Raw genomic sequence first — 25,358 nt, forward strand, 5'->3', positions numbered from 1 at the left:
AAAGATAACTGTGCCTCAAATCTATCGCTGCAGAAGAGGCCGTGGAGCATGGTTTTGAGAACTGGTTCAAGGCATCGCCATGGATCGGCACGGAGTTGACGGCGGAACCGAAAGCCGGTATCACACCCATTAGAACTGCCTTTAACCCAACTTGAAGATCCTGATGACAACAACACTTAGCCCGGGTCGCCTGACATTTATTGCTGCGAAAAATCAGCCTCCCCAGTCACCAACGGCACTCCTCCCCAGAGAGAAGTTCAATGACCTGTTGCACGGACTGGCCCCCGTAAACCTGCTACTGGTGCACGCGCCAGCCGGTTACGGTAAAACCACAACCATGGCCGACAGGCTCCGGGCACTGGAGGCCAGAGCTGCCTGGTACCGGCTCGAGAGCGGGGACAATGATCCCGCCCGGTTTGCCGGCTACCTGGCCCAGGCGCTTGAGGTACAGGTGCCGGGCAGCTGTACCGGCACTCTGGAAACGCTACAGAACGATGGCTATTCCGGTCTGGAATCTTTTCTGACCGATCTGCTGGCAGAGTTGCCACAGGATGACGAACCGCTTTACCTCGTGCTTGATGACTATCACCTGATCAGCAATCAGGACATCCATGACAGCCTGCGTTTCCTGCTTCGTCATATTCCCGCGTACCTGACCCTGGTATTGATCAGCCGTACCATGCCACCAGTGGGCGTGGCTCAGCTGCGAATGCAGGGGCGGATGAGTGAAATAACCACTCGCGACCTGGCATTCGGCGCTGACGAGGCACAACAGTATTTTGAGAGCCGGCTGCCCTTCGAGGTTTCCCGGGAAAGTATCGAACGTGCGGTGAGGCGTTCGGAAGGATGGATATCCGCATTTCAGCTGCTGTCCGCCTCAGCAGCCACCAGCATAGAGTTCAGTGACTTCGTAGACCAACTGGCCCATGGTAACCAGTATATATTCGATTACTTTGACGAACTGCTTGGCCAGGGGCTGACCGAGCAGCAACGGATCTTCCTGTTGCGCACCAGCATCCTTGATCGCTTCAATGCTGCCATGGTCATGCGGGTGATGAATGACAGCGATGGCCAGGCCTTGCTCAGCAGCCTTCTGGGCATGGGGCTGTTTATCACCCCTGTGGACAATTCAGCCCTCTGGTTCCGTTATCATCCGCTTTTTTCGGTGTACTTACGCCACCTGCTCAGCTGTACCACACAGGAAAACCAACAGGAACTTCACCAGCGCGCCGTCGATGCGTGGCTGGAGCTCGATCATGCCGAGGAAGCGGCCAAACACGCCATTGCGGCAAAAGATGCGGACCGTATTATCCGGGTCCTGACCGCCCACGGCCGCAAATTCTTTACCGAGGGACAGTTCACCCTGCTCCAGCGTTGCCTCGACACACTGCCCCAGGACATCATCGCGCAGGATCCCACATTGACTCTGCTGCGGGCCTGGGTTGCCCAGGGGCAATACAAGTTCGACGAGGTGGAGAACTGGCTGTCTGCTGCGGAAGCCCGGCTGCAGGCCTCCATGACCGACGATACCCAGCGGGCAATTGAAGGGGAATTCAGTGCCATTCGGGCCCAGGTTGCCATGAACTACGGGGACCATGAGCGAGCCCTGGTGCTGGCAAGAGAAGCAATCAATCAGGAAGCGCGGTTCCTCCCCACTTCAAGGGTTGCAGCCGCATCCGTGATCGGTGAGGCCCTGTTCGTTCAGGGCCAGCTTGATGAGGCACTGGCACGGATGCAGGATACCGAACACCTCGCCCGCACTCACCACGCGCATCAGAATGTTCTATGGGCCCTGTGTCAGCAATCCGAGATCAGCGTGGCCATGGGGTTACTGCAGAAGGCCTATAATATCCAGGAACGGGCATTTCAGTACGCGGAGGAGAACCACCTCAATCACCTGCCCATTCTGGAGTTCCTGTTCCGCATTCGTAGCCAGATCATGTGGGAATGGCATCATCTGGAAAGCGCCGAGCGCTGTGCATTGCAGGGGATCGAGATTCTGGAGGCACAGGGCGAGCGCTGGTATGTCCAGAGCCATACGTCACTGGCCAAGGTGGCCCATGCCCGGGGCCGGCAGAGTCTGTGCGCCGACTATATCAGCCGGATCCAGAAAATGCTGGCGGCCGGCGATTACCATCTGGACTGGGTCGCCAATGCCCACGCCACCATGCTGACCTATTGGGATGCTGTCCGTGACCACGACTCCATTCAGCGCTGGCTAACCATCGCGCCGCCCTGCGATCCGGCATCGGCGACCAACCATTTCCATCAATGCAACGGCCGCAACCGGGCACGGGCGTTAATGAGCCTCGGGCAATTCGAACCGGCGCTGCCATTACTGGAGTCACTGACGGAAGTGGCGGAGCGAATCGGGTTGAAAACCGACCTCAACCGCAATCACATTGCCCTTGCCTACCTGTTCTGGCAAACGGAGAAGCGGGATCAGGCTCTGGTCCACATGAAAACAGCGCTGACGTTAGCCAGCACCACCGGGGCAGTGGGCAGTTTCCTGCGCATGGGCAAGGTATTGATCGTTATCCTGAAAGCGCTGATCAACGAAGAAGCCATTGATGGCATGGAGCTCCAGCGCGCCGAACGTTTGATTCAACTGGCCCAGCAACAGCGGGACTTCAGCCGTGCTATTCGAATCTCACTGGACGAGGCCATAATTCAGGACATCATCGATCGTCCGGATGTGCCGGAACTGATCCGCACGTCCCCCCTCACCCGCCGGGAATGGCAGATCCTGAGCCTGATTTATGCCGGCCTGTCCAACGACCAGATCGCGGAACACCTGAAAGTGGCTTCCACCACGGTGAAGACCCACATTCGCAGCCTGTACCAGAAACAGAACATCAGCCACCGTGCGGAAGCCATTGAACTGGCGAAGGACCTTCTGAGCAAGATTCAGGGGGAATAAGTGCTACAGGCTGAACACCAGCCCGAGCAACAGATAGCTCAACAGGGTCACCACAACAATGCCCATGATGTTGAGCGCAAACCCCGCACGGATCATGTCCTGGATCTTGATGTAGCCGCTTGAGAACACGATAGCATTCGGCGGGGTAGCCACCGGCATCATGAATGCACAGCTCGCAGCTATCGCCGCCGGCACCGTTAACAACAGGGGCGACAGATCCTGGGACATTGCCAATGCGCCAAGCAATGGCAGGAAGGCAGCCGCCGTAGCGGTATTGCTTGTCACTTCCGTCAGGAAAATGATCACGCCGGCGACCAGAACAATCATAATAATGGCAGGAAGGTGACCGGCAACACTCAGGCTCTCGGCAATCCACTCGGCCAGCCCGGAACTGCTGATCACACCGGCCATTGCCAAGCCTCCCCCGAACAGCAGTAACACACCCCAGGGAATGCCCTGAGCGGTTTCCCAGTCCAGCACGAATAGCCGCTCTTTTACATTGACGGGAATCAGGAACATGGCCAGGGCAGCCGCAATAGCGATACCAGTATCACTGAGCCATGGCATCAGCCCGTCCGACAGAAGCGGCCGGAAAATCCAGGCGGAAGCTGTGAGCACGAACACGATACCAACCAATTTTTCCCCTTTCTGTAACGGACCGAGAGCCGCCAGTTCGTCACGAATCAAGGCGCCGCTGTCACCGTGACTGGCCAGGCCAAAATCCTTCCGGGTCAACCACCACCAGGTCAGCGACAACATCAGCACGGTAACTGGAACGCCAATCAGCATCCATTGGGCAAAACCAATGGATACCCCCTGATTTTCGCTGAGATAAGCAGCCAAAAGCGCATTGGGTGGGGTACCGATAAGTGTGGCAATGCCACCAATGCTTGCGGAGTAGGCAATCGCCAGTAAAAGCGCCGTCGCATACCTACGCAGCCCGTCAGTCTCCGAGCTCTCCATCATGGCGATCACGGACAAACCAATAGGTAACATCATGATTGACGTCGCGGTATTACTGACCCACATACTGAGGAAGGCCGTTGCAATCATGAACCCGGCAATCTGACGCTTGGGTTTATCCCCCACCGACCGCAGCGTCAGCAGTGCAATCCGCCGGTGAAGGTTCCAGCGCTGCATTGCCAGCCCCAGCGTAAAGCCACCCAGAAACAGGAAGATAATTGGATTGGCATAAGGCGCGGTGGCTTCCCTGACGGAGCCCAGGCCCAACGCAGGCACCAATACAATCGGCAACAGCGCTGTGGCCGGAATCGGAATGGCTTCCGTCGACCACCAGGTTGCCATCAGCAACATCATTCCGGTCGCGGCCCAGGCGGCATCGTTCATTCCCTCAGGGGCCGGCAGCACCAGGGTAAGCAGCAGAAACAGCGGCCCCAGAAACAAGCCGATCAGCTGACTTTTGGGCAAACCGTCTTTTTGCTTTTCCCGCTCAGGCACAGCAGACATAGGCAGGTTTCCCTCAACCGTACATGGCTTTTTCTACGTGTCGGTCAGCCATCGGCACAATCCACACAAACAGTCGTATAAGGCAGGACCTGAAGCCGGCGCGGATCAATCTCTTCGCCACAGTATTCGCACTCATCACCCACACCCTGGCGGATACGCTCCAGTGCATGTTCAATCTGAGCCAACTCGGAGCGGGTCTCCGATTCCAGTGAATCCACCACTTCATCATTCTGGGTCTGCACCGCCTGTTCTTCAAAATCCTTTTCCAGGGCCCCATCCTCACGGTGTTGGTGGGCTTTGAAGCGGGAAAGGCGGGCCTTGAGATCCGCCCGAAGGGTTTCAAGTTCTGATTGTCGGTTAGTCATGGCAAACCTCCGCGGCTATTGGTCAATTATATCATTGAGCCATAAACCTAAATGATAAGCTGAACCCTGAAAGAATGATTGTCAAAGTTACAGCCCAGGTAAATTCCCCGCCTCACCTCAGGACCTCGCTGAACCACCGCAGATATGGCACTATCTCGCCCATCACTTCGGCGGAGCAAATCGGATGCTATACACAACCACAGCGGCTATAGCCGTGGCTCTCATTCTGTTCACCTGGCTCGGCGTTCGCGCGAGACTGGCGGATGGCGGCCTGGATGACTTTGTCACCGCCAGAAACTCCCAGGGGGCACGGGCCCTGGGCTTCAGTTTCCTGGCGTCGGGCATGGGCGGGTGGATACTGTTCGCGCCACCGGAGGTCGGTGCCCTGGTCGGCCCCCTGGCATTGGCCGGCTACGCACTGGGGGCTGCACTGCCATTCATTGTATTTGCTTTTTGCGGTCCCGCCATCCGGCGATTCCTTCCTCAGGGACGCAGTATCGGCGAGTTTGCGGAGGCCTGCTATGGCCAGACTGTCCGTCGCTATGTTTCCCTGATTTCCGTTCTGTACATGCTCTGCTTCCTGACCGCGGAATTAACGGCCATCGGCGCAATAACGTCCCTGCTCTCAGATATCAACGGTAACGTCGCCGTTGTCGGTGTGGCTGTAGCCACCCTGATCTACACCGCCTGGGGAGGGCTGCGGGCCAGCATTGTGACCGATCAGTGGCAAGCAGTCCTGCTGATCGCCCTGCTTGGCATCGTGGGCGTGGTCGCCGCGGACAGGCTTCCGGAAGTGAGCATGGGAAATGCAGCTTCCGTACCGGTGGTCAGCGCACTCGGGGTAGCTCTGACACTGGTTATTGCAGTGACTGCCGCCAACCTGTTTCATCAGGGATATTGGCAGCGCCTCTGGTCTGCCCGCGATACCTCCTCGCTACAGCGCGGGGCCTTCTTTGGCGGTATCATTACCATTGCGGTAGTGGCCGTGGTCGGATCTCTGGGAATTGCAGCGGCAATGAGCGGTACTGACCTGGGTTCCCCTCCCATTCCATTCTTTGCCATGCTTTCGGGTGCACCGGCCTGGCTGACCATCCCGGCCCTGGTACTGGCGCTTACACTGGTCGCTTCTTCGGTGGATACCCTGCAGAATGCTCTCGCCTCCCTGGCAGTAACCGAGAAAAAAGGGTTGTCGTTAACTTCTGCCCGCTGGATTACGGTGTTGCTAATGATTCCCGTGGTGCTGGTGGCATTGCAGGGCATCTCCGTCCTGCGGCTGTTCCTGATCGCCGACCTGCTGTGTGCAACCGCCGTTATTCCGGTGCTCATGGGACTTTGGAAAAGAATGTCGACAACCGCAGCCGTAGGTGGCGGGCTGGCCGGACTGGTCGGCGCCATTCTGCCTGGCTGGATTGGCGGCGGCACCCTGATCGCCGGCCTGCAGGCAGCCAGCTTTCCCGGAGCCATTCCAACCCTGCCCCCTTTCCTAGGGGCGCTGTTTTTCTCGGCGGTCGCCAGTGCGTTGCTGGCAACCCTCGCGGGACGGAAACCAGCAGCTTAAACCTCCAGGAACCGGCCGGACAGTTTCGGGTGTCCGGTCAGACCCTCGCCGTTGTAGTCATTCGCTTGAAAAGGAGGCTAATACTGCCTCCGCCCTCCTACGCCCCCCTCCTCCCCCCGTCTACGCCAACAAAAAGTCAGACAGGAGGATGAACGCTTGCCAGCCCCGACGCACTATGGACAGATACGGAGTAAATAATAATTTTCACCATCAGGGTGTAAGTGAGGAAAAATGATCAGGAACCCGGACTGGTGGCGCGGCGCCGTCATCTATCAAGTGTATCCACGCAGCTTCTACGACTCGAACGGTGATGGCATCGGCGATCTACCCGGGGTCACAGCCAAGCTGGACTACATCGCCAGCCTGAATGTGGATGGAATCTGGCTGTCGCCGTTCTTCACATCGCCAATGAAAGACTTCGGCTACGACGTGGCTGATTATCGTAACGTTGACCCGATTTTCGGCACTCTGGAGGATTTCGACTCACTGATTGCCGAGGCCCACGAACGTGGCCTGAAGATCATGATCGATCAGGTACTCAGCCATTCCTCCGACCAGCATCCCTGGTTTGTGGAAAGCCGCACCAGCCGCGACAATCCCAAGGCAGACTGGTACGTGTGGGCTGACCCCAAACCGGACGGAACCGTACCCAACAACTGGCTGTCTGTATTCGGAGGCCCGGCGTGGTCCTGGGACAGTCGCCGCAAGCAATATTACATGCATAACTTTCTGGCCAGCCAGCCCGACCTGAACTTCCACAATCCGGAAGTTCAGGACCAGGTACTTTCCGATGTGAAGTTCTGGCTGGACCGGGGTGTAGACGGATTCCGGCTTGACGCCATTAACTTCTGCTTCCACGACCGCAAGCTGAGGGACAACCCTCCGAGTCAGTCTGTGGCAGAGGGCTCCATTGGCGTTCGCCAGGAGAACCCCTACGCCTATCAGCTCCACAAACACGACAAGACCCAACCGGAAAACCTGGATTTTCTCAGGCGCCTGCGTGCATTGCTTGACCAATACCCAGGTACGACTACCGTTGGCGAGATCGGTGATGACCATTCACTTCAGACCATGGCGGACTACACCAGTGGCGGCAACAAGCTACACATGGCCTACTCGTTCGATCTTCTGACCGAACAACACGGTGCGGACTTTTTCCGAAAAACCATCAACACCATTGAAGACAAGCTCACCGATGGCTGGCCCTGCTGGGCAATCGGCAACCATGATGTAACCCGGGTTTCTACCCGCTGGGGAGCCAGATCTGAACAGCAACTCAAGGCCTATATGGCCATGCTGCTGACCCTGCGCGGCAGCGTATGCATTTATCAGGGGGAGGAGCTGGGGCTGAGCGAAGCAGAGCTGGATTATGAAGATCTGGTGGATCCTTACGGCATCAATTTCTGGCCGGAATACAAGGGGCGGGATGGCTGCCGTACACCAATGGTCTGGCACCACCAGGAAACCCATGGTGGCTTTTCCAATGTGCGCCCCTGGCTTCCGGTTTATGATGATCATTATGATGCCGCTGTCACCGTTCAGCACGACGAGGACAACTCGGTTCTGGAAGCCTATCGCGCTTTTCTCGCGTGGCGCCGTGAGCAAACGGTGCTGCTCAAAGGCGACATCCACTTCCTCAAGGCACCGAAAAACTCCCTTGTCTATACCCGTAGCTACCGTGGGGAAACGTTAGTAATCGCCCTTAATCTAAGCGAACGACCAGTCACCCTCAAAATGCCAGGAGCGACGCCCCTGACCGGTACACCGGACTTTGTCGGTGGCCAGTGGCATGGACAGGAACTGCAACTTGGGGCCTGGGGCGTGGACATCGCCCGGGGCTGAGATAGCATTACACAGATCAAACAAGAAGAGGCTAGTTATGGCCAGCGTAACCTTACGCAATATCTGCAAGAGTTATGACGAGGTCCAGGTGACACGTAACGTGAACCTGGATATTGAAGATGGCGAGTTCGTGGTCTTTGTCGGCCCGTCGGGCTGCGGCAAATCCACTCTGTTGCGAATGGTCGCAGGACTGGAAGACATCACTTCAGGCGACATGTACATCGGCAACGAGCGGGTAAACAACCTCCCTCCAAAAGAGCGGGAAGTGGGTATGGTATTCCAGTCTTATGCTCTCTACCCGCATATGGATGTGGCGGAGAACATGGCATTTGGCCTGAAACTCGCCAAGACCAACAAGACGGAAATCAAACGCCGCGTCCAGGATGCGGCAAACCTGCTACAGCTGGACAAACTGCTTGAACGCAGACCCAAAGACCTGTCCGGCGGCCAACGCCAGCGGGTTGCCATTGGCCGCACCATTGTTCGCGAGCCAGCGGTGTTCCTGTTCGATGAGCCGCTATCCAACCTTGATGCGTCGTTGCGTGTTCAGATGCGCATCGAGATTTCCCGACTGCACAAGCGCCTGGGCGCGACCATGATCTATGTGACTCACGATCAGGTGGAGGCCATGACCATGGCCGACAAGATCGTTGCCCTGGACAACGGTGCCATCGCCCAGGTCGGCAAGCCCATGGAGCTTTACCACTACCCGGCAACACGCTTTGTTGCCGGGTTTATCGGCTCACCAAAGATGAACTTCATCGACTGCACGGTCGCATCTGCGAGCAGCCAGTCTGCAACCGTCGTATTGCCGGGCAACCATCGCCTGGAGTTGCCGGTAAACGGTTCAGAACTTACCGAAGGCGAAACAGTAACCCTGGGTATCCGCCCAGAGCATCTGAGCGAAAACCAGGAGGCCGACATGTACCTGGAGGGTGAGGTTCACGTGGTCGAGCGCCTCGGTTATCAGACGCTGGTGCACCTGGTCATGAATAATGTGGAGGGCGTCATTACCATGCGGACTGACGGCGGCAACCCGGTACAGGAAGGCACGCCGGTTACGTTGGGGATGAATGCCAACAAGTGCCACCTGTTCCGTCAGGATGGCAGTGCCTGCCCCCGCCTTTTCCAGGAACCCTGCATAGATTTCTAAACCTTACTGACACCATTCCGGGGGGCTGCAACAGCCCCCTTTTTTTTGGCCGTAAAAAAGCCCGGTCAGTAGGGGGGATTCAGCCTGACCGGGTCGCGAAAGTTAACGCTGGAAGACGCAGGGGTCGCGGAAAGGCCATGGGGAATCTTCCATCATGGCCCGGGAGGGAGACTTCAGAGAAGCCAGGGGAACAACGGCGTCAGCCCTTGACGCCACCGGCGGTCAAACCGCCCACAATCCATTTCTGGCAGTAGAGAAAAATGACAGTAATCGGCAGGCCAGAAAGCACCGCCGCCGCTGCGAAATCGCCCCACAAATAGTTCTGCTCATAGAGATACTGCTGCGCACCCACCGCCAGAGTCAGCTTGTCGGTATCGACTAACAGTACTGAGGCCATTGGGTACTCCATGATGGTCATGATAAACGCCAGAATGAACACCACCACCAGAATCGGCACGGACAACGGCAAAAGTATGTAGCGGAACGCCTGCCAGGTCGTCGCCCCGTCCACAATGGCGGCCTCTTCCAGGGAGCGGTCGATGGAATCGAAGTAGCCCTTGATGGTCCATATATGCAGTGCCATGCCCCCCAGCGAAGCAACGATCACCGCCCCATGGGTATTCAGCCCCAGCCAGCTGACGTGATTGCCTATCTTGTCAAACAGGGCATACAGCGCCACCAGAGACAGCACCGGCGGAAACATCTGGAAGATCAGCATGGACTTGAGCACAAAGCCCTTGCCCGCAAACCGCATGCGGGCGAAGGCGTAGGCGCTGGTGGTGGACAACGCCAGGATCAGTACTGCGGAAACCACCGCGATCTTGATGGAGTTCCACAGCCACAACAGCACCGGAAACGGCGGCTGGGTCACCGTACCGTCTTCGCCGGTATAAGGTATACCAAGCGCCAGATACCAGTGCTCAAGCGAAGGGTTATCCGGCAGTAGACTGCCGGAGGCAAAGTTACCACTGCGGAAGGAGATGGAAATCACCATCAGCAGTGGAAAGAGAATGATCACGATGAACCCGAGCATCCCGAGATGGGACGCCAGAACGCGATACTTGGTGGAGCGGGGTTGAACCATCGCCATGGGTAGCTCCTTATACTTTGACTTTGGACAGTTTCAGGTTGATCAGCGACAGGGCGCCAACCACCAGGAAGATGGCTGTGGCGATGGCAGCCGCCAGGCCAAAGTTCTGTCCGGAATCCTGGAACGCAATGCGGTAGGTGTAACTCACCAGCAAATCTGTGGTGCCTGCGGGTGTGCTGGCACCGATAATATCGGGCGCACCACCTGTCAACAGGGCGATCAGGACGAAGTTGTTGAAATTGAACGCGAAGCTTGCGATCAACAGCGGCATCAGCGGCTTGATAATCAGCGGCAGAGTGACATTGAACAGGTTGTTCACCGGCCCGGCCCCATCCATCGCGGATGCCTCATAGAGATCCCGTGGAATCGCCTGCAGCAAGCCCATGCAGAGCAACATCATGTAGGGATAGCCAAGCCAGGTATTCACGATCAGGATCATGGTTCGGGCCAGTGCCGGGTCGCTGAACCAGTCCGGACGCATCCCGAACAGTCCTTCCAGCACCAGGTTGATTTCACCAAAGTTCTGGTTAAACAGCCCCTTGAACACCAGGATTGAAATAAACGCCGGTACCGCATAAGGCAGGATCAACATGGTACGGTAGAAACCCTTGCCCCGGATCTGATCCCACTGCAGCAGGTTCGCCAGCAGAAGCCCAAGCGCAAGGGTAAACACCACCGTCGCTACCGCAAAGGACAGCGTCCACACGAAGATCTCGAAAAACGGCCCGCGAATGGTAGGGTCGGAAACCACCTTCAGATAGTTGTCCCAGCCAATATTCACCGTCCAGCCTGGCGACAAGGTTTCACCATCGGCACTACGATAGAAGCCGGTGTCGTGGTCCGGGAAATAGGTCACTTCCGTCTGGTTGTTGGTAATACTGCCATTATCGTGCAGCATGAACTGGTCATGAATCGCGGCGAATGAACGCAGGCTCGCCATGCTCAGCTCGCGGCCATCTTCTGTCAGCAGGTCCAGGCTGCCCAGTTTTGAACGAAGCTGGATGATATCCCGCATAGCCAGAGGGTCTCCTGCCGGCCTCTTTGAAGCCGGCAGCGCGGGCAGGCTTTCTTCCGAGCCATCCAGTTCCAGGGGGGTGTGATCAGGTCCTGGTGCTCCCCTTCCAGATAGATCACATAACCGGCGTCGGTGTCATAAAGTTCGTAGTTGTAACGCACGGATTCGGACTGATAGGTCCGGTCCAGCAGGTTTTCCTGTACACGTTCAAAGCTGAGCAAGTTACTGGCACTGTAGTTGGTAAAACCGATACCCACCGTGTACATCAGCGGGAAAATAACAAACAGTCCCATACCCGCTATGGCAGGGAAAATATAGCGGTGGGCGTACAGTTTCTTGTGTACGAAGACAAATATCGCTGATGTCGTCAGTACCAGGAACAGCATCGCAAACACAAATTCCTGCTGGGCATAGAGCGCCACTATCAGGTAGAGCGCCATTCCCACTAACGCGGCCAGAGCACCCCACTTAAGAATAATTCGCATCATTGGAAGTTTGCTTTCGGGTCCGAAGGAGGACAGGGATTCCGTTATCATTGTAGTCAGCCCGTTTAAAGCCGTCGCCTCAATCGGCGGCGGCAGGTGTTCAACAACAGGTCAGCAACACCCGAAGTACCGGCAGCCGGAAGGCTGACGGCGCTTCGGCCCTACATTACCGGGTAATGCGCTGTGCTGCGGAGTTCAAGGCATCCTCAACGGATTGTCTTCCAGAAGTGATGTTCTGCAAAGCCGGCCCCATAGATGACCAGAACGCGCCCATGGCGGGCACACTCGGCATGGGCTCGCCCAGTTCGGCGTTCTCGAAGGTTGCAGCAATATTAGGGTCAGACGACAGCTCGTCCATGAATTCCTTGTTGGCAACGGCACCCAGAGGCACATCGTCATTCACCATCTTCAGCCCCTTGACCGACAGCGCGTAGCTCTCCAGGAACTCAACGGCCAGGTCCTTGTTCGGGCTTGCGGAATTCAGCGTTGCCGCCATGACACCCACCATCGGCTTGCTTGGCTGGCCATCAACGGTCGGCAGAGTGGTAACGCCAAAATTGATACCGCTTTTCTCCAGGTTGCCCCACGCCCAGGGGCCGTTGATCATCATGGCAACTTCGCCCTTGTTGAAGCCGGACTCCATGGCGCTGTAATCCGCACCACGGGGCATTACCTCTTCTTCAATCAGCGTGGCCAGCATGTTGGCGCCTTTCAGGGCCCCTTCGTTGTTAACACCAGTATCTTTCACGTCGTAGGTGCCATCGTCGTTTTGGGCAAAGATGTAACCACCAGCCGCGGCAATCATCGGCCAGGTGAAGTAGGTGTTGTTGTAATCCCACAGAATGGCGCGCTTACCGTCCTCCGCGAGTTTCTTATTAAGGGCGGGAATGTCCTCGAATGCCTTCGGCGGCTCGGGCACCAGATCCTTGTTGTAGATCAGCCCGATAGACTCCACTGCCATGGGGTAACCATACATCTTGCCGTCGACAGTCACCGCATCCCAGGTGAAATCGAAATTGGCATCAATGACCCGCTGTGACGGCTTGACCTCGGAGATAATGCCGCTCTGGGCCCATTCACCAAAGCGGTCGTGTGCCCATATAAAGATATCCGGGCCGTTGCCGGTGGCGGCGGACTGCTGGAACTTGTCGGTGGCGCTGTCGGGGTGAGCCACTTCAACAGGAATACCGGTTTCCTCAGTAAACCAGTTACCCACTTCCTGCAGACCATCGTAACCCTTGTCGCCGTTGATCCAGATCAGAAGTTTACCTTCCTCGATCTCGGCGTGGGCAGGAGCGGACAGGCCAAAAGTTGCTGCAACAATGGAAGCGGCGAGCGTGCTGCGGATAAAAATTCGACGATTCATCAGGTTATTCCTCTACTTGTTCTAGCCTTATTCTTGTTGTCCGCCCTGGCACGAGGTTGGCCGGACGGGCTTAACGCAAATCTTTTTATTGCGAGTAACCGAACTGTGTTGCAATTTGCCGTTGCTGGCATCAGCCCTGTTTTCATTCCCTGAGGCGTAGAACGGGGGAGTAGTGAGGCGTAGTGAATTCAGTCTACCCCCCTTCCTCCAAGTCTGGTTTGATTGCGGTATCACAACAATAAACGGAACCGGAGCCCATTGCATGAACCAGACCCCGAAAAAACTCAGGTTAGCCGCCAGCCTTGTGACGTGTCTCTCCCTTGCCGGCTGCGCTGGCGGCCAGTTTGAGGCAGCCCCCCCACTCTCTGACAACCCGACCACGTCAACCAGCGACGGCCTGCGTACCGCCACACAGTCCGCAATGACCGTTTCGGTAGGTGATACTTTTGCCGACGGAGAATGGGTGCGGGATTTCTACAGTGGCAAAAAGGCCCGGGTGCAAAATGGTGAAGTCACCCTGACACCCGCCCCGGAAGCCGAAGGTCTGTTACTGCTTGAGGCCGCCAACGCTCCGGAACAAAGCTTCAGCTGGGCCGGTGCCACGGTTTATTTTACCGTGACCGATCGATTCGCCAACGGCCGCACTGATAACGACTGGAACTATGGCCGCAAACCCGACGGCAAAGACGAAATCGGTACCTTCCACGGCGGCGACTTCGCGGGTCTGACCGAAAAGCTGGATTACCTCGACGAGCTGGGCGTCAACGCTATCTGGATCACCCCACCCTTCGAACAGATTCACGGCTGGGTTGGTGGTGGCGACCGGGGGGATTTCCAGCACTACGGTTACCACGGTTATTACGCCCTGGATTTTACCCGGCCCGACGCCAACTTCGGCACACGCGAGGAATTCCGCACGCTGGTCAAGGAAGCCCACGCCCGCGGTATTCGTGTGGTTATGGATATGGTCATGAACCACCCCGGCTATGCCACACTCCAGGACATGCAAACCTTCAATTTTGGCGGGCTTCGTGACGGCTTCGAAAAGCACCTGCCGGAACTGTGGGGAGACTGGCGACCGGAATCCTGGGAGAACTTTCACGCCTACCACGCACTGATCGATTATGACCATTCGAACTGGAGCAACTGGTGGGGCAAGGATTGGGTACGCGCCGGCATCGGTGACTACGATACACCGCCGAATGCCTCCATTGATCCGATACGGGGCTCCCTCGCATTCCTGCCGGATTTCAAGACCGGATCCTCCCAGGTGGTTGACCTTCCGGTATTCCTCCAGAACAAGGACAATACCGGCGCCAGGCAGCTTGAGGGTGCAACGGTCCGGGATTATCTGGTCACCTGGCTGACGGACTGGGTGCGGGAATTCGGCGTCGACGGTTTCCGGGTAGATACCGCCAAACACGTAGAACCGGAAGCCTGGCAGACGCTGAAAGCCCAGGCCCAAAACGCGCTGGATACCTATCGCAGCAACAACCCCGGACAACCGTTACCGGCAGAGGATTTCTGGATGGTGGCCGAGGTGTTTCCTCATACGGTCACCCGCAGCCGTTACTTCGATGCCGGCTTCGATGCCGTCATCAACTTTGACCTGCAGGAAGAAGCCCATGCCGGTGCGGCCTGCCTTCCCGCCATGGAGCCGATCTACAGCGATTATGCGAAAAAGCTGAATGGCGATACACCCTTTAACGTGATGAGCTACATTTCCTCCCATGACACTCAGTTGTTCAGTCGAATTGCTGATAACGACCCCGTATTGCAAAAGCGAGTGGCCAGCGCGCTGCTGTTTACTCCCGGTACCAGCCAGATATTTTACGGGGATGAAACCGGGCGCCAGTTCGGGCCGACCGGTTCAGACGGCCACCAGGGAACCCGTTCGGACATGAACTGGACCGATATCGAAAGCGGCCAGGCAGAGCCGGTCTTGTCTCACTGGAAAAAGCTGGGGCAGTTCCGCGCGCGCCACCCGGCCATTGGCGCCGGGAAGCATAAACGCCTTGGCACCAAACCTTATGTCTTCTCGAGAATTCACGGCGATGACCGCGTTGTCATTGCCTTTGGCAGGGAGTAATCATGCAAGACACTACAGCAACAGGATTTACACCGGAAACACCGCTGATTCTGGGAATGATGCGTCTCCACAATCATCCGGAGCTAACTCAACCGGCCAGGCTCGCTGACTGGGTAGCCGCCCGGCTGGATGAAGGACTTAACGTGTTCGACCATGCCGATATCTACGGTGCCGGCCAATGTGAAAAGCTGTTCGGTGACGCATTGCGGGCACACCCCACCCTGACCAAACGGGTTCGCGTTATCACCAAAGCGGGTATCGTGCCCGCTGTCCAGGACAGCACACCTTGGCAGGTAAAGCACTACCGGGCCGAAGCCGATTACCTGGGGAACGCCATCGACAAGGCCCTCGGGTCATTATCCGTGGAACGGATTGATACCTTCCTGATCCACCGGCCTGACCCATTGCTGCAGGCGGCAGAGGTAGCCCGGGTGCTGGAGGATGCGGTATCCGCGGGGAAGGTGCGTCAAATTGGCGTATCCAACTTCCTGCCCGAGCAGTGGCGGTGGCTGGCCCGAAACACCAGGCTGCCACTGGTGTGCAACCAAAGCCAGCTGTCCCTAACCCACACCACCCCACTGTTCGACGGCACCCTGGAAGCCCACCTTACTGACGGGATACGCTGGCTGGCCTGGTCTCCGCTCGGTGGCGGCAACCTGGCGGAGCGGATTCCCGCCGATCTTCTCAGCAGGGCCCGGGAGGAAACCGGGCTGGATGAAACCGCTCTGGCCATCGCCTGGTTAAGGCAGATTCCAGGAACCCCCGTACCAGTGATCGGGTCCATGAATCCTGACAGGATCCGCTGCGCGCTGCACGGCGCCCGAAGCCAGCTACCCCGCCCACTCTGGTATCGGCTTCTGGAATCCGCTCGCAATATGGCTGTCGCCTGACGCGCAAGTTTTGCGACCGCCATCAACCTCTGACAAATCGTTACACAAGCTTCCACTTTAGTACGATTGTTGCTCTCGCAGACACCCGCGAAACTGGTCCTGCTCTACAAAAACAATATCAAGGGCCTGTGTTTCCCGGCCCGGCACGACTTAGGAGACCTTCGCAGATGAACTGCAAGAAGCTTTTCGTTCCCCTATTACTCCTACTGCTGGTTACGACCACAACTGCAGCGGAAACCCTGAAAATAGGACTGAACTACCCACAAACCGGACGTTACAAGGATCAGGGACTGCAACAGCGCCTTGGTGCGTTTCTCGCCGTCGACGAAATCAACAAAGCCGGCGGTGTGATGGGGCAGCCGCTGGAGCTGGTGATCCGCAATACCGCGGGCGAACCTGAGCGTGGTGCAAAAAATACGGCCGAGCTGATCGACCAAGAAGGCGTCAGCATGCTGTTTGGCGGTGTATCCAGCGCCGTTGCCATCGCCTCCGGCAAGGCCGCCAGGGATCGCAATCGGATTTATTTCGGAACGCTGACCTACTCCAACGCCACCACCGGCAAAGACGGCCACTCCCACATGTTCAGAGAGCCCTATAACGCCTGGATGAGCGCCAAAGCGTTGAGCAAATACCTCACGACCAATCATGGAAATGATGAATATTTCTATATCACCGCCGATTACACCTGGGGCTGGTCTGTCGAGAAGTCCGTCAGGCAGTTCACCGGCACGGAAGACAGCAATCGACACGCCGGCGTAAAAACCCCCTTCCCTCGCGCCCTGATCAGTGACTTCCGCGAAGCCCTCGAACAGGCTGAAGAAAGTAACGCCAAGGTACTGATGATGGTACTGTTTGGTGACGATATGGTACGTGCCATTAACGTTGCCTACGAAATGGGACTGACCGAAAAAATGCAGGTCGTCGTTCCGAACCTCACCCTGGGCATGGCCCGCCAGGTAGGCCCGACCATTATGGAAGGTATCGTAGGTGGAGTGCCTTGGGTATGGAATGCGCCTTACGAATTCAATTATCCCCGTGGACAACAATTTGTAGAAGCCTTCTCGGCCCGTTACGAAATGCGCCCCTCCACGGCGGCAGCTTCCGCGTACAGCATTGTCTATCAATACAAGGACGCTGTAGAACGTGCCGGGACAACCAACACGGCATCAGTGATCCGGGCTCTGGAAGGCCACCGGTACAGTTTCCTCAAGGATGAGCAGGTCTGGCGTGAATTTGATCACCAGAATGTGCAAACCGTGTATGTAGTCAAAATCCGCCCGCGCAACGATATTATCGCCGACGAATACAGCAGCGATTATTTCGAGATCATCGATACCATGCCCGGCGATGAAGCAGCCCAGACCCGTGCTGAATGGGAGGCCCGTCGCAGGGAGGCCGGCAAGCCCCTGTCTCTTTGAACCTGCCTGGTCGTTACCTTTAGCTAACGGCGTTATACTCGGATAAATGAACGGGTATACGCGCCAGGGAACGACCAGCTAATGAAAGCACTACAGACAGATTACGATGTCGTCGTTGTGGGCGGCGGCGTTAATGGCACGGGCATTGCCATGGACGCTGCCGGCAGGGGCTTGAGAGTCTTGCTGTGCGAGATGAACGATCTTGCGTCGGCAACTTCCTCCAGCAGCAGCAAACTCATTCACGGAGGGCTGCGCTATCTGGAGCATTACGAATTCAGACTGGTACGGGAAGCTTTGGCCGAACGTGAAGCACTGCTGAAGAACTCACCACATATCATGTGGCCCATGCGCTTTCGCCTGCCCTACCGGGAACACCTGCGCCCAGCCTGGATGATACGCACCGGCCTTTTCCTGTATGACCACCTGGCCAAACGCGAACTCCTGCCAGGATCCCGCTCAATCCGATTCAATGACAGTGATCCATTGAAACCTGAAATCACGCGGGGGTTCGAGTACTCGGACGGATGGGTGGATGACGCCCGCCTGGTGATTCTGACCGCCCTTAAAGCCCAGGAGTGCGGGGCTACCGTCCTGACACGGACCAAGTGTATCCGTGCAGAACGGGGTAAACAGCAGTGGCGCGTTACGCTGGAAAATACCATCGACGGCACGACCCGGACCGTCTCTGCGCAGGCCATGGTCAATGCCTCTGGCCCCTGGGTCAGCCGTTTGTTCAGCGATGCCTTATCCATGCCTGCCCCCAGGATGATCCGCATGGTCAAAGGCAGCCATATTGTGGTGCCACGTCTGAACAAGGATACCGAAGCCTACATCCTGCAGAATGAAGATGACCGTATCGTCTTCGTAATTCCCTACGAAGACCGATTTTCGCTGATCGGCACCACGGATGTGGAATATGAGGGAGACCCGCGCGAGGCAACGATTTCAGAAGAAGAAACCCACTACCTTCTGGACATCGTGAACGCCCACTTCAAACATCAGTTAACGACAAGGGACGTGGTCTGGTCCTACTCCGGCGTTCGACCGTTAATGGACGACGAACAACAACCGGCCCAGAAGGCAAGCCGTGACTACTCCTTCGAAGTCGACGCCTCTGTTGAAGGGGCGCCGGTTATATCCGTGTTCGGGGGCAAGATCACCACTTACCGCAAACTGGCCGAAGCCGCCACCGATAAACTGTGCCAGTTCTTTCCGGAAACCGGTCAGGCCTGGACCCGGAACGCAGTATTACCCGGTGGTGACTTTACCAATCAGGCCACCCTGTACGCTCAATTGAAATCCCGTTGGCCATGGCTGCCTGAAGATCTGCTTGGTCGTTATGTGAGAACCTACGGCACCCGCTCACTCCAGGTTATGGACGGAATCAATGATCTGGAAGCCATGGGAAGGCGATTTACCGGCAATCTGTACCAGAACGAAGTGGATTACCTGATGTCAGAGGAGTGGGCAATGACAGCGGAGGATATCCTGTGGCGGCGCACCAAACAGGGCCTGTATGCGACAGCGAAGGACGTCGGGGAACTGGCCGCCTACCTGAAACTCAGGGCCGGAGAATCTCGCGTACCCGTAACTGAAGCTCCGGAATAACGTCCTGTTCAAACCAGGGATTACGCCGTAGCCACATATTGTTTCGCGGGCTGGGATGGGGCAACGGCAATACCTTTGGCCAGTCTTTTCTCCAGTCCTTAACATTATCGGTCACCGATTTTTTCGGATCCGACAAATGCCAGGCATGGGCATACTGTCCGATCACCAGCGTCAACTCTATGTGTTTCAGCCTGGCCAGCAACGCTTCCCGCCAGGCTGGCGCGCATTCGGGACGCGGTGGGAGATCACCGGACTTGCCGGTACCCGGGTAACAGAATCCCATGGGCAATATCGCCAGCTTGCTCTCATCGTAGAAGACGTCACGACTAACCCCCATCCAGTCTCGCAGCCGGTCGCCACTGGGATCATTGAACGGCAACCCGGTTTCATGAACCCGCCGGCCCGGCGCCTGCCCGACCACCAGTATTCTGGAGGACTCGCTGAGCTGAATCACTGGCCTGGGTCCCAGCGGCAAATGCTCCGCGCACAAGGTGCAGCGGCGTACTCTGGTCACCAGTTCATCGAACGACAGTGAAGAATAGAGTTCTGTCATATCGCCTTCCCCAAGCTTGCCAGTGTGCTCCAGAGCTGCCGAGGTTCAGACCTCCGGGTTTGCCAGCGCCTCCGCCGCTCCTAACAATCCAGTATAGGGCTCTGTCACCACATACACAGGAGTGGATTCCAGTAACGGACGCATACGGCCTTTGTCCTCAAAACCGCTACGAAACGAACTTTCCAGAAAGAAATCGAGAAAGCGCGGCAATACACCGCCACATAGGTATACACCTCCTGTACTCCCCAGCGTCAGCACCCCGTTGCCGGCAACCCTGCCCAGCAGTTCGCAGAAATGGTGGAGGGTGTGGCGAGCAAGCCCGTCATTTTGTTCCAGCGCTGCTGCCGTGACTTTTTCCGGCGCGTCCAAAGGCGCCGGTACACCCTGTATCTCGGCGTGCGCCTGGTAGAGATTCAACAACCCCTGCCCGCACAGCAGCCGCTCCACAGACACCCGGCCAAACCTTGCTTTCAGAATTCGCAGTATGGCCATTTCGGTTTCATCGGTTGGTGCGAAGTCGACATGACCACCCTCGGTCATCAGCGGTACCCAGCCGTCACTGATAGGTACAAGGCCGGATACGCCAAGCCCGGTTCCCGGCCCCATCACCAGCCTTGCACGACGGTTGTCACCAGGCCCACCACAGACATGTACAAGATGCTCTTGCGAAACGTGAAGAACACCCAGAGCCATCGCGGTGAAATCATTGATCACCTTGAAGGCCCGCCAACCGAACTGTTGGCGAATCTCCTCGATATCAAAGCGCCAATGATTGTTGGTCATACGGATCTGGCCTCCCGAAACCGGCGACGCCACGGCAAAGCAGGCCTCACCGACCTCGGCAACCCCCACCCTGGCGAGATAATCCACCACCGCGTTGTCCAGATTGTCGTATTCACCACAGGTCAGGATCTCGATCGCCCGGGGCTCGACACTGCCACGTTCCACCAGCGCAAAGCGCGCGTTGGTGCCACCGATATCACCCACCAGGGAATAGTGTGTTGCTGTCATGCCTCATGATTCCAGAAAAAGCTGGCACCTTCCTCGGGATTGCTGGCCGCACGGCGCATCCAGCCAAACAGCTCCCGACCGTAACCGTGATGATACCCGGTCAGATCCGCTTTTACAGATTCACGGGCCGCAAATTCCTGTTGGTCCACCTCAATAGACAGCCTGCCTCTCTCGGCATCCAGGCAGACCAGATCACCGTTCTTGACCCTGGACAGCGGACCACCATCCAGCGCTTCTGGATATACATGAATGGCCGCAGGCACTTTACCGGAGGCGCCGGACATGCGGCCGTCGGTCACCAGGCCAACCTTGAACCCCCGATCCTGCAGCACCCCCAGGTATGGCGTCAGTTTGTGTAGCTCGGGCATACCGTTGGATTTCGGTCCCTGGAAGCGGACAACCACCACGCAGTCCTTATCCAGATCGCCGGCCTCAAACGCCGCTTTCAGTTCGTTCTGATCATTGAACACAACGGCCGGCGCTTCCACGGTTCGATGTTCCCTGGCAACGGCGGACACCTTGATCACGCCCCGGCCCAGATTGCCGTCCAGGACCCTCAGCCCGCCATCCGGCGCAAACGGTTCCGTCGCGGAGCTGAGCACATCGGGCAGCAGACTTTTCTCAGGGGCTGGCCGCCAGACCAGTTTATCGCCTTCAAGATCCGGCATTTGGGTGTAACGCTCAAGACCGTGCCCAACAACCGTTTCCACGTCGTTGTGGAGGTAACCGGCGTCGAGCAATTCACGAATCAGGAACGGCGTGCCGCCGGCCTCATGGAACGCGTTTACGTCTTCCTGGCCGTTGGGGTATATACGGGTCATCGATGGAACAACGGAGGACAACTCCGCGTAATCATTCCAGTCAATGATGATGCCCGCTGCCCGGGCAATGGCGATCCAATGGATGGTGTGGTTGGTGGAGCCACCGGTCACCAGCAGGGCAACGATTGCATTCACTATGCTCTTCTCGTCAACCATGTCGCCCAGGCCAAGCTCACCACCGTGGGGCTTGGACAGCTTGATGACCTGCTCCGTAGCGGCACGGGTAAGCTGGTCACGCAACGGTGTATTCGGATTAACAAAAGCCGCTCCTGGCAAATGCAGCCCCATCACTTCCACCAGAAGCTGATTGCTGTTGGCGGTTCCGTAAAAAGTGCAGGTTCCCGGGCTGTGATAGGACTTGCTCTCGGCTTCCAGCAGCTCGTCCTTACCCACCTTGCCTTCCGCGTACAGCTGGCGAATCCGCTGCTTCTCCTTGTTGGGTAGCCCCGAAGGCATCGGACCGGCAGGCACCAGAATGGTCGGCAGGTAGCCAAAGCTCAGGGAGCCGATCAGCAGCCCCGGCACAATCTTGTCACAAATACCCAACAACAACGTGGCATCAAACATATTGTGGCTCAGGGCCACCGCTGTACTCATCGCGATGGTGTCCCGGGAGAAGAGACTCAACTCCATACCCGGCTGCCCCTGGGTCACCCCGTCACACATGGCGGGAGTCCCGCCGGCAACCTGGGCAACCGACCCCATCCCTCGAGCCGCTTCACGAATCGCATCCGGGAACTTTTCATAGGGTTGATGGGCCGAAAGCATATCGTTGTAGGCGGAAACGATTGCCACATTCGCCTTGTTCATGAACTTCAGGGTGTCCTTGTCCCCCTGATTACACGCGGCGAAACCGTGGGCCAGGTTACCGCAGGAGAGTGAGCTCCGGTGTGGCGACTGGGCTTTGAGTTCGTTCATGCGGCTGAGGTAGTCCTGCCGGCTGGCACGGCTGCGCTCAATGATTCTCTGTGTCACCTTGTCAACGGTCGGATGCATGGCGGGCTCCATAGCAAATATTATTAATGACGTCATTTTTAGACGTAATTTTACTTTCTTTTTTTGGTGATTTCACCCATTAATCGTTCATTTCTTCTCTTTTTGTTGTTATATTTACTACATCGGAATCGTAAATTGGTCGAAAAACAACCACAAGAGGAGTCAGAAAATGACTATTCGCATAGCGATCAACGGTTTTGGCCGCATAGGACGCAATGTCCTTCGCGCCCTTTATGAAAACAACTACCGGAATCAGATTCAGGTCGTCGCCATTAACGATCTTGGCGATGCTGAAACCAATGCCCATCTGCTCAAGTATGACAGCGTTCATGGTCGTTTTGATGGCGTGGTTAACCACGATGCAGAGTCGCTGACTGTTAACGGCGACCGCATTGCTATTACCGCCATCCGCAACCCCGAAGAATTGCCGTGGAAAGATTTTCATATCGATGTGGTCTTCGAGTGCACCGGGCTCTTCACCAAACGTGCCCAGGCTCAGTCTCACCTGACGGCTGGCGCCCGCAAGGTGATCATTTCCGCGCCCTCACCCGACGCCGACGCCACTGTGGTGTACGGCGTTAATCACGACAGCCTGACCGCGAGCGACGACATCATTTCCAACGCGTCCTGCACCACCAATTGCCTGGCGCCGGTGGCGGAAGCACTCCACAAGGCCGTCGGTATTGAAAGCGGCCTGATGACCACCATCCACTCCTACACCAATGACCAGAAACTGAGCGACGTATACCACTCGGACCTGTACCGGGCCCGCTCGGCAACCCAGTCGATGATTCCCACCAAAACCGGCGCGGCCGCCGCCATCGGCAAGGTCATTCCCGAGCTTAACGGAAAGTTGGACGGATTGGCGGTAAGAGTGCCCACCATCAACGTATCGCTGGTTGATTTCGGCTTTATTGCCAGCCGGGAAACCTCCGTGGAAGAAATTAATGAGGCGGTCAGGGTGGCAGCAGAGGACAACCCTGTATTGGGTTACAACACCGAAAAGCTGGTGAGCGTGGACTTCAACCATAACGCGCTTTCCAGTGTTTTTGATGCCAACCACACACGGGTACTCGGCCGTCATGTAAAAGTCATGGCCTGGTACGACAATGAGTGGGGTTTTTCGAACAGAATGCTGGATAATGCCATCGCCCTGATCAAAGCCGGCCAGTAAACCTGGTCGGCTGGCGCATATCCACTACCCTGTCGGAAGGCCTCCCATTAAACAAAGGACACCAAACATGCTCAGGCGTACCAAAATTGTCGCCACCCTCGGACCCGCAACCGATTCCCCGGAAGCCCTCGCCGCCATTATTGAAGCAGGCGTTGACGTAACCCGACTGAACTTTTCCCATGGCAGCGCCGAGGAGCACATCGACCGTGCTCGCCGCGTCCGCGAAACAGCCGCCAGCCAGAACCGTTTCGTTGCACTTCTGGCGGATCTTCAGGGCCCTAAACTCCGTATTGCCCGCTTTACGGACAACAAAGTCACTCTGAAGGCAGGTCAGACGTTCATCCTGGACGCCGGGATGGATAAAGAAGCCGGCACCGAAGAGCGCGTGGGTATCGATTACGAGCAACTCATTCAGGACGTGGAGCCCGGCGACATCCTGGTTCTGGATGACGGTCGCATCGAAATGGAGGTGACCTCGGTCGACGCCACCAGTATTACCTCCACGGTCCTTATCGGCGGCCCCCTGTCCAACAACAAGGGGCTGAACAAGCGCGGTGGTGGCCTGTCCGCCGATGCCCTGACCGAAAAGGACAAACAGGACATCGTGACGGCGGCCCGCCTCGGTGCGGACTACGTGGCGGTGTCATTCGTTCGAACCGCAGAAGACATGCATACCGCACGCCGACTGTTGACGGAAGCCGGCTCCGATGCAGGACTGGTCGCCAAGATCGAACGCGCGGAACTCGCCCATGACGTGGACGCCCTGGACGCTGTGATCGAAGCTTCGGATGCCGTGATGGTTGCCCGTGGCGACCTGGCAGTGGAGATTGGCGATGCCGAACTGGTCGGTGTGCAAAAGCACATTATCTCCCGCGCCCGCGTGCTGAACCGCGCCGTCATCACCGCCACCCAGATGATGGAGTCAATGATTACCAGCCCCATGCCCACACGGGCCGAAGTTTCCGACGTGGCCAATGCGGTCATGGATTACACCGATGCGGTGATGTTGTCTGCGGAAACCGCCGTTGGTGACTACCCGACAGAAGCGGTGGAAGCCATGGTGCGCATCTGTCTGGGCGCCGAAAAGCAGCCTTCCATGCATCAGTCGAAGCACCGCATTCACGAGAGCATGGAGAAGGTGGACGAAGCCATTGCGTTGTCTGCCATGTATGCCGCCAACCACCTGGAAGGCGTGTCTGCGATCATCTGCATGACCGAAACCGGCGCCACGCCACGACTGATGTCCCGCATCAAGTCGAGCCTGCCGATTTTCGCCTTTTCCCGCCACCACTCCACCCAGCACCGGGTTGCGTTGCTCCGCGGCGTTCAGACCGTTCCGTTTGATTCGGCGAAGATTCCAAACGAGCGCACCAACGCGTTGGCGGTCTCCGAACTGATCAATCGACAGGTAGTCAAGGACGGAGACCTGGTGGTGATGACCAAGGGCGACTACGTGAATGCCCAGGGTGGGACCAACACCATGAAAATCGTTCGGGTCGGGCAGGATATTCGCTGATAGCTTTTTGGCAACTCTTCA

At 57.1% G+C, this 25,358-nt stretch carries 17 protein-coding genes and 1 pseudogene; 10 read left to right on the plus strand and 8 right to left on the minus strand.

What is annotated here, in order from left to right; genetic code table 11:
* Nucleotides 1-163 precede the first annotated feature (163 nt).
* Complete coding sequence (gene malT / locus EHN06_RS12210; RefSeq protein ID WP_127332841.1) at nucleotides 164-2,920, plus strand: HTH-type transcriptional regulator MalT; 2,757 nt, start codon at nucleotides 164-166, stop codon at nucleotides 2,918-2,920.
* Nucleotides 2,921-2,923: 3 nt separating this feature from the next.
* Here the strand turns inward: malT and EHN06_RS12215 are convergent, their stop codons facing one another.
* Both EHN06_RS12215 and EHN06_RS12220 read right to left on the minus strand, forming a co-directional pair.
* A complete protein-coding gene (locus tag EHN06_RS12215) occupies nucleotides 2,924-4,387 on the minus strand; it encodes an SLC13 family permease (RefSeq protein ID WP_127332842.1) in 1,464 nt (487 codons plus the stop codon).
* Between the two features lie 44 nt (nucleotides 4,388-4,431).
* A complete protein-coding gene (locus EHN06_RS12220) occupies nucleotides 4,432-4,752 on the minus strand; it encodes a TraR/DksA family transcriptional regulator (RefSeq protein ID WP_127332843.1) in 321 nt (106 codons plus the stop codon).
* Between the two features lie 184 nt (nucleotides 4,753-4,936).
* Here EHN06_RS12220 and EHN06_RS12225 point away from each other — a divergent pair, with 184 nt between their 5' ends.
* From EHN06_RS12225 to malK, 3 genes are all read left to right on the plus strand, one after another.
* Entirely contained in the window at nucleotides 4,937-6,310 is a 1,374-nt protein-coding gene (locus tag EHN06_RS12225) for a sodium:solute symporter (RefSeq protein WP_127332844.1), read from the plus strand.
* Between the two features lie 231 nt (nucleotides 6,311-6,541).
* Nucleotides 6,542-8,152, plus strand: coding sequence for an alpha-glucosidase family protein (locus tag EHN06_RS12230; RefSeq protein ID WP_127332845.1), 1,611 nt, complete (start codon nucleotides 6,542-6,544; stop codon nucleotides 8,150-8,152).
* A gap of 37 nt (nucleotides 8,153-8,189) precedes the next feature.
* Entirely contained in the window at nucleotides 8,190-9,305 is a 1,116-nt protein-coding gene (gene malK, locus EHN06_RS12235; RefSeq protein WP_127332846.1) for a maltose/maltodextrin ABC transporter ATP-binding protein MalK, read from the plus strand.
* Nucleotides 9,306-9,504: 199 nt separating this feature from the next.
* Here the strand turns inward: malK and malG are convergent, their stop codons facing one another.
* The 3 genes and pseudogenes from malG to malE all read right to left on the minus strand — a co-directional run bounded on the left by malG (nucleotide 9,505) and on the right by malE (nucleotide 13,261).
* Nucleotides 9,505-10,395 (minus strand): maltose ABC transporter permease MalG, encoded by an 891-nt coding sequence (gene malG, locus EHN06_RS12240; RefSeq protein WP_127332847.1) that lies wholly within the window; start codon nucleotides 10,393-10,395, stop codon nucleotides 9,505-9,507.
* A 10-nt stretch (nucleotides 10,396-10,405) separates the two neighbouring features.
* Nucleotides 10,406-11,898: pseudogene (gene malF, locus EHN06_RS12245) on the minus strand (maltose ABC transporter permease MalF).
* 163 nt (nucleotides 11,899-12,061) lie between these two features.
* Entirely contained in the window at nucleotides 12,062-13,261 is a 1,200-nt protein-coding gene (gene malE / locus EHN06_RS12250) for a maltose/maltodextrin ABC transporter substrate-binding protein MalE (RefSeq protein ID WP_127332848.1), read from the minus strand.
* A gap of 262 nt (nucleotides 13,262-13,523) precedes the next feature.
* Here malE and EHN06_RS12255 point away from each other — a divergent pair, with 262 nt between their 5' ends.
* The 4 genes from EHN06_RS12255 to glpD all read left to right on the plus strand — a co-directional run bounded on the left by EHN06_RS12255 (nucleotide 13,524) and on the right by glpD (nucleotide 19,266).
* Complete coding sequence (locus EHN06_RS12255) at nucleotides 13,524-15,350, plus strand: alpha-amylase (RefSeq protein WP_127332849.1); 1,827 nt, start codon at nucleotides 13,524-13,526, stop codon at nucleotides 15,348-15,350.
* A 2-nt stretch (nucleotides 15,351-15,352) separates the two neighbouring features.
* Nucleotides 15,353-16,240 carry an aldo/keto reductase gene (locus EHN06_RS12260; RefSeq protein WP_228257295.1) on the plus strand — a complete coding sequence of 296 codons (888 nt, stop codon included), beginning with the start codon at nucleotides 15,353-15,355 and terminating at the stop codon, nucleotides 16,238-16,240.
* A gap of 167 nt (nucleotides 16,241-16,407) precedes the next feature.
* Nucleotides 16,408-17,658 carry a substrate-binding protein gene (locus tag EHN06_RS12265; RefSeq protein WP_127332850.1) on the plus strand — a complete coding sequence of 417 codons (1,251 nt, stop codon included), beginning with the start codon at nucleotides 16,408-16,410 and terminating at the stop codon, nucleotides 17,656-17,658.
* A gap of 81 nt (nucleotides 17,659-17,739) precedes the next feature.
* Nucleotides 17,740-19,266, plus strand: a complete 1,527-nt coding sequence (glpD, locus tag EHN06_RS12270) for a glycerol-3-phosphate dehydrogenase (RefSeq protein ID WP_127332851.1) — start codon at nucleotides 17,740-17,742, stop codon at nucleotides 19,264-19,266.
* Here glpD and EHN06_RS12275 read toward each other — a convergent pair.
* The 3 genes from EHN06_RS12275 to edd are packed head-to-tail and all read right to left on the minus strand — an operon-like array spanning nucleotide 19,220 to nucleotide 22,647.
* Nucleotides 19,220-19,819 carry a uracil-DNA glycosylase family protein gene (locus EHN06_RS12275; protein ID WP_127332852.1) on the minus strand — a complete coding sequence of 200 codons (600 nt, stop codon included), beginning with the start codon at nucleotides 19,817-19,819 and terminating at the stop codon, nucleotides 19,220-19,222. The two genes, glpD and EHN06_RS12275, sit on opposite strands and share 47 nt — an antisense overlap.
* Before the next feature lie 45 nt (nucleotides 19,820-19,864).
* Complete coding sequence (locus EHN06_RS12280; RefSeq protein ID WP_127332853.1) at nucleotides 19,865-20,830, minus strand: glucokinase; 966 nt, start codon at nucleotides 20,828-20,830, stop codon at nucleotides 19,865-19,867.
* Nucleotides 20,827-22,647, minus strand: coding sequence for a phosphogluconate dehydratase (gene edd / locus EHN06_RS12285; RefSeq protein ID WP_127332854.1), 1,821 nt, complete (start codon nucleotides 22,645-22,647; stop codon nucleotides 20,827-20,829). Before edd ends, EHN06_RS12280 begins: the two co-directional genes overlap by 4 nt.
* 169 nt (nucleotides 22,648-22,816) lie before the next feature.
* On the opposite strand from edd, the gene gap reads away from it, so the two are divergent.
* Together gap and pyk are read left to right on the plus strand one after the other, a co-directional pair.
* The gene (gene gap, locus EHN06_RS12290) at nucleotides 22,817-23,821 is read left to right on the plus strand and encodes a type I glyceraldehyde-3-phosphate dehydrogenase (RefSeq protein ID WP_127332855.1); all 1,005 of its coding nucleotides are present in this window, start codon (nucleotides 22,817-22,819) and stop codon (nucleotides 23,819-23,821) included.
* 67 nt (nucleotides 23,822-23,888) lie between these two features.
* Nucleotides 23,889-25,337 (plus strand): pyruvate kinase, encoded by a 1,449-nt coding sequence (gene pyk / locus EHN06_RS12295; RefSeq protein ID WP_127332856.1) that lies wholly within the window; start codon nucleotides 23,889-23,891, stop codon nucleotides 25,335-25,337.
* Nucleotides 25,338-25,358 lie beyond the last annotated feature (21 nt).

This window comes from Marinobacter sp. NP-4(2019) (assembly GCF_003994855.1).
Lineage (GTDB): Bacteria > Pseudomonadota > Gammaproteobacteria > Pseudomonadales > Oleiphilaceae > Marinobacter.

Excerpts from the sequence above, each read along its gene's own strand:
- malT (WP_127332841.1), top strand. The coding sequence starts at position 164 with ATGACAACAACACTTAGCCCGGGTCGCCTGACATTTATTGCTGCGAAA.
- EHN06_RS12215 (WP_127332842.1), bottom strand. The coding sequence starts at position 4,387 with ATGTCTGCTGTGCCTGAGCGGGAAAAGCAAAAAGACGGTTTGCCCAAA.
- EHN06_RS12220 (WP_127332843.1), bottom strand. The coding sequence starts at position 4,752 with ATGACTAACCGACAATCAGAACTTGAAACCCTTCGGGCGGATCTCAAG.
- EHN06_RS12225 (WP_127332844.1), top strand. The coding sequence starts at position 4,937 with ATGCTATACACAACCACAGCGGCTATAGCCGTGGCTCTCATTCTGTTC.
- EHN06_RS12230 (WP_127332845.1), top strand. The coding sequence starts at position 6,542 with ATGATCAGGAACCCGGACTGGTGGCGCGGCGCCGTCATCTATCAAGTG.
- malK (WP_127332846.1), top strand. The coding sequence starts at position 8,190 with ATGGCCAGCGTAACCTTACGCAATATCTGCAAGAGTTATGACGAGGTC.
- malG (WP_127332847.1), bottom strand. The coding sequence starts at position 10,395 with ATGGCGATGGTTCAACCCCGCTCCACCAAGTATCGCGTTCTGGCGTCC.
- malE (WP_127332848.1), bottom strand. The coding sequence starts at position 13,261 with ATGAATCGTCGAATTTTTATCCGCAGCACGCTCGCCGCTTCCATTGTT.
- EHN06_RS12255 (WP_127332849.1), top strand. The coding sequence starts at position 13,524 with ATGAACCAGACCCCGAAAAAACTCAGGTTAGCCGCCAGCCTTGTGACG.
- EHN06_RS12260 (WP_228257295.1), top strand. The coding sequence starts at position 15,353 with ATGCAAGACACTACAGCAACAGGATTTACACCGGAAACACCGCTGATT.
- EHN06_RS12265 (WP_127332850.1), top strand. The coding sequence starts at position 16,408 with ATGAACTGCAAGAAGCTTTTCGTTCCCCTATTACTCCTACTGCTGGTT.
- glpD (WP_127332851.1), top strand. The coding sequence starts at position 17,740 with ATGAAAGCACTACAGACAGATTACGATGTCGTCGTTGTGGGCGGCGGC.
- EHN06_RS12275 (WP_127332852.1), bottom strand. The coding sequence starts at position 19,819 with ATGACAGAACTCTATTCTTCACTGTCGTTCGATGAACTGGTGACCAGA.
- EHN06_RS12280 (WP_127332853.1), bottom strand. The coding sequence starts at position 20,830 with ATGACAGCAACACACTATTCCCTGGTGGGTGATATCGGTGGCACCAAC.
- edd (WP_127332854.1), bottom strand. The coding sequence starts at position 22,647 with ATGCATCCGACCGTTGACAAGGTGACACAGAGAATCATTGAGCGCAGC.
- gap (WP_127332855.1), top strand. The coding sequence starts at position 22,817 with ATGACTATTCGCATAGCGATCAACGGTTTTGGCCGCATAGGACGCAAT.
- pyk (WP_127332856.1), top strand. The coding sequence starts at position 23,889 with ATGCTCAGGCGTACCAAAATTGTCGCCACCCTCGGACCCGCAACCGAT.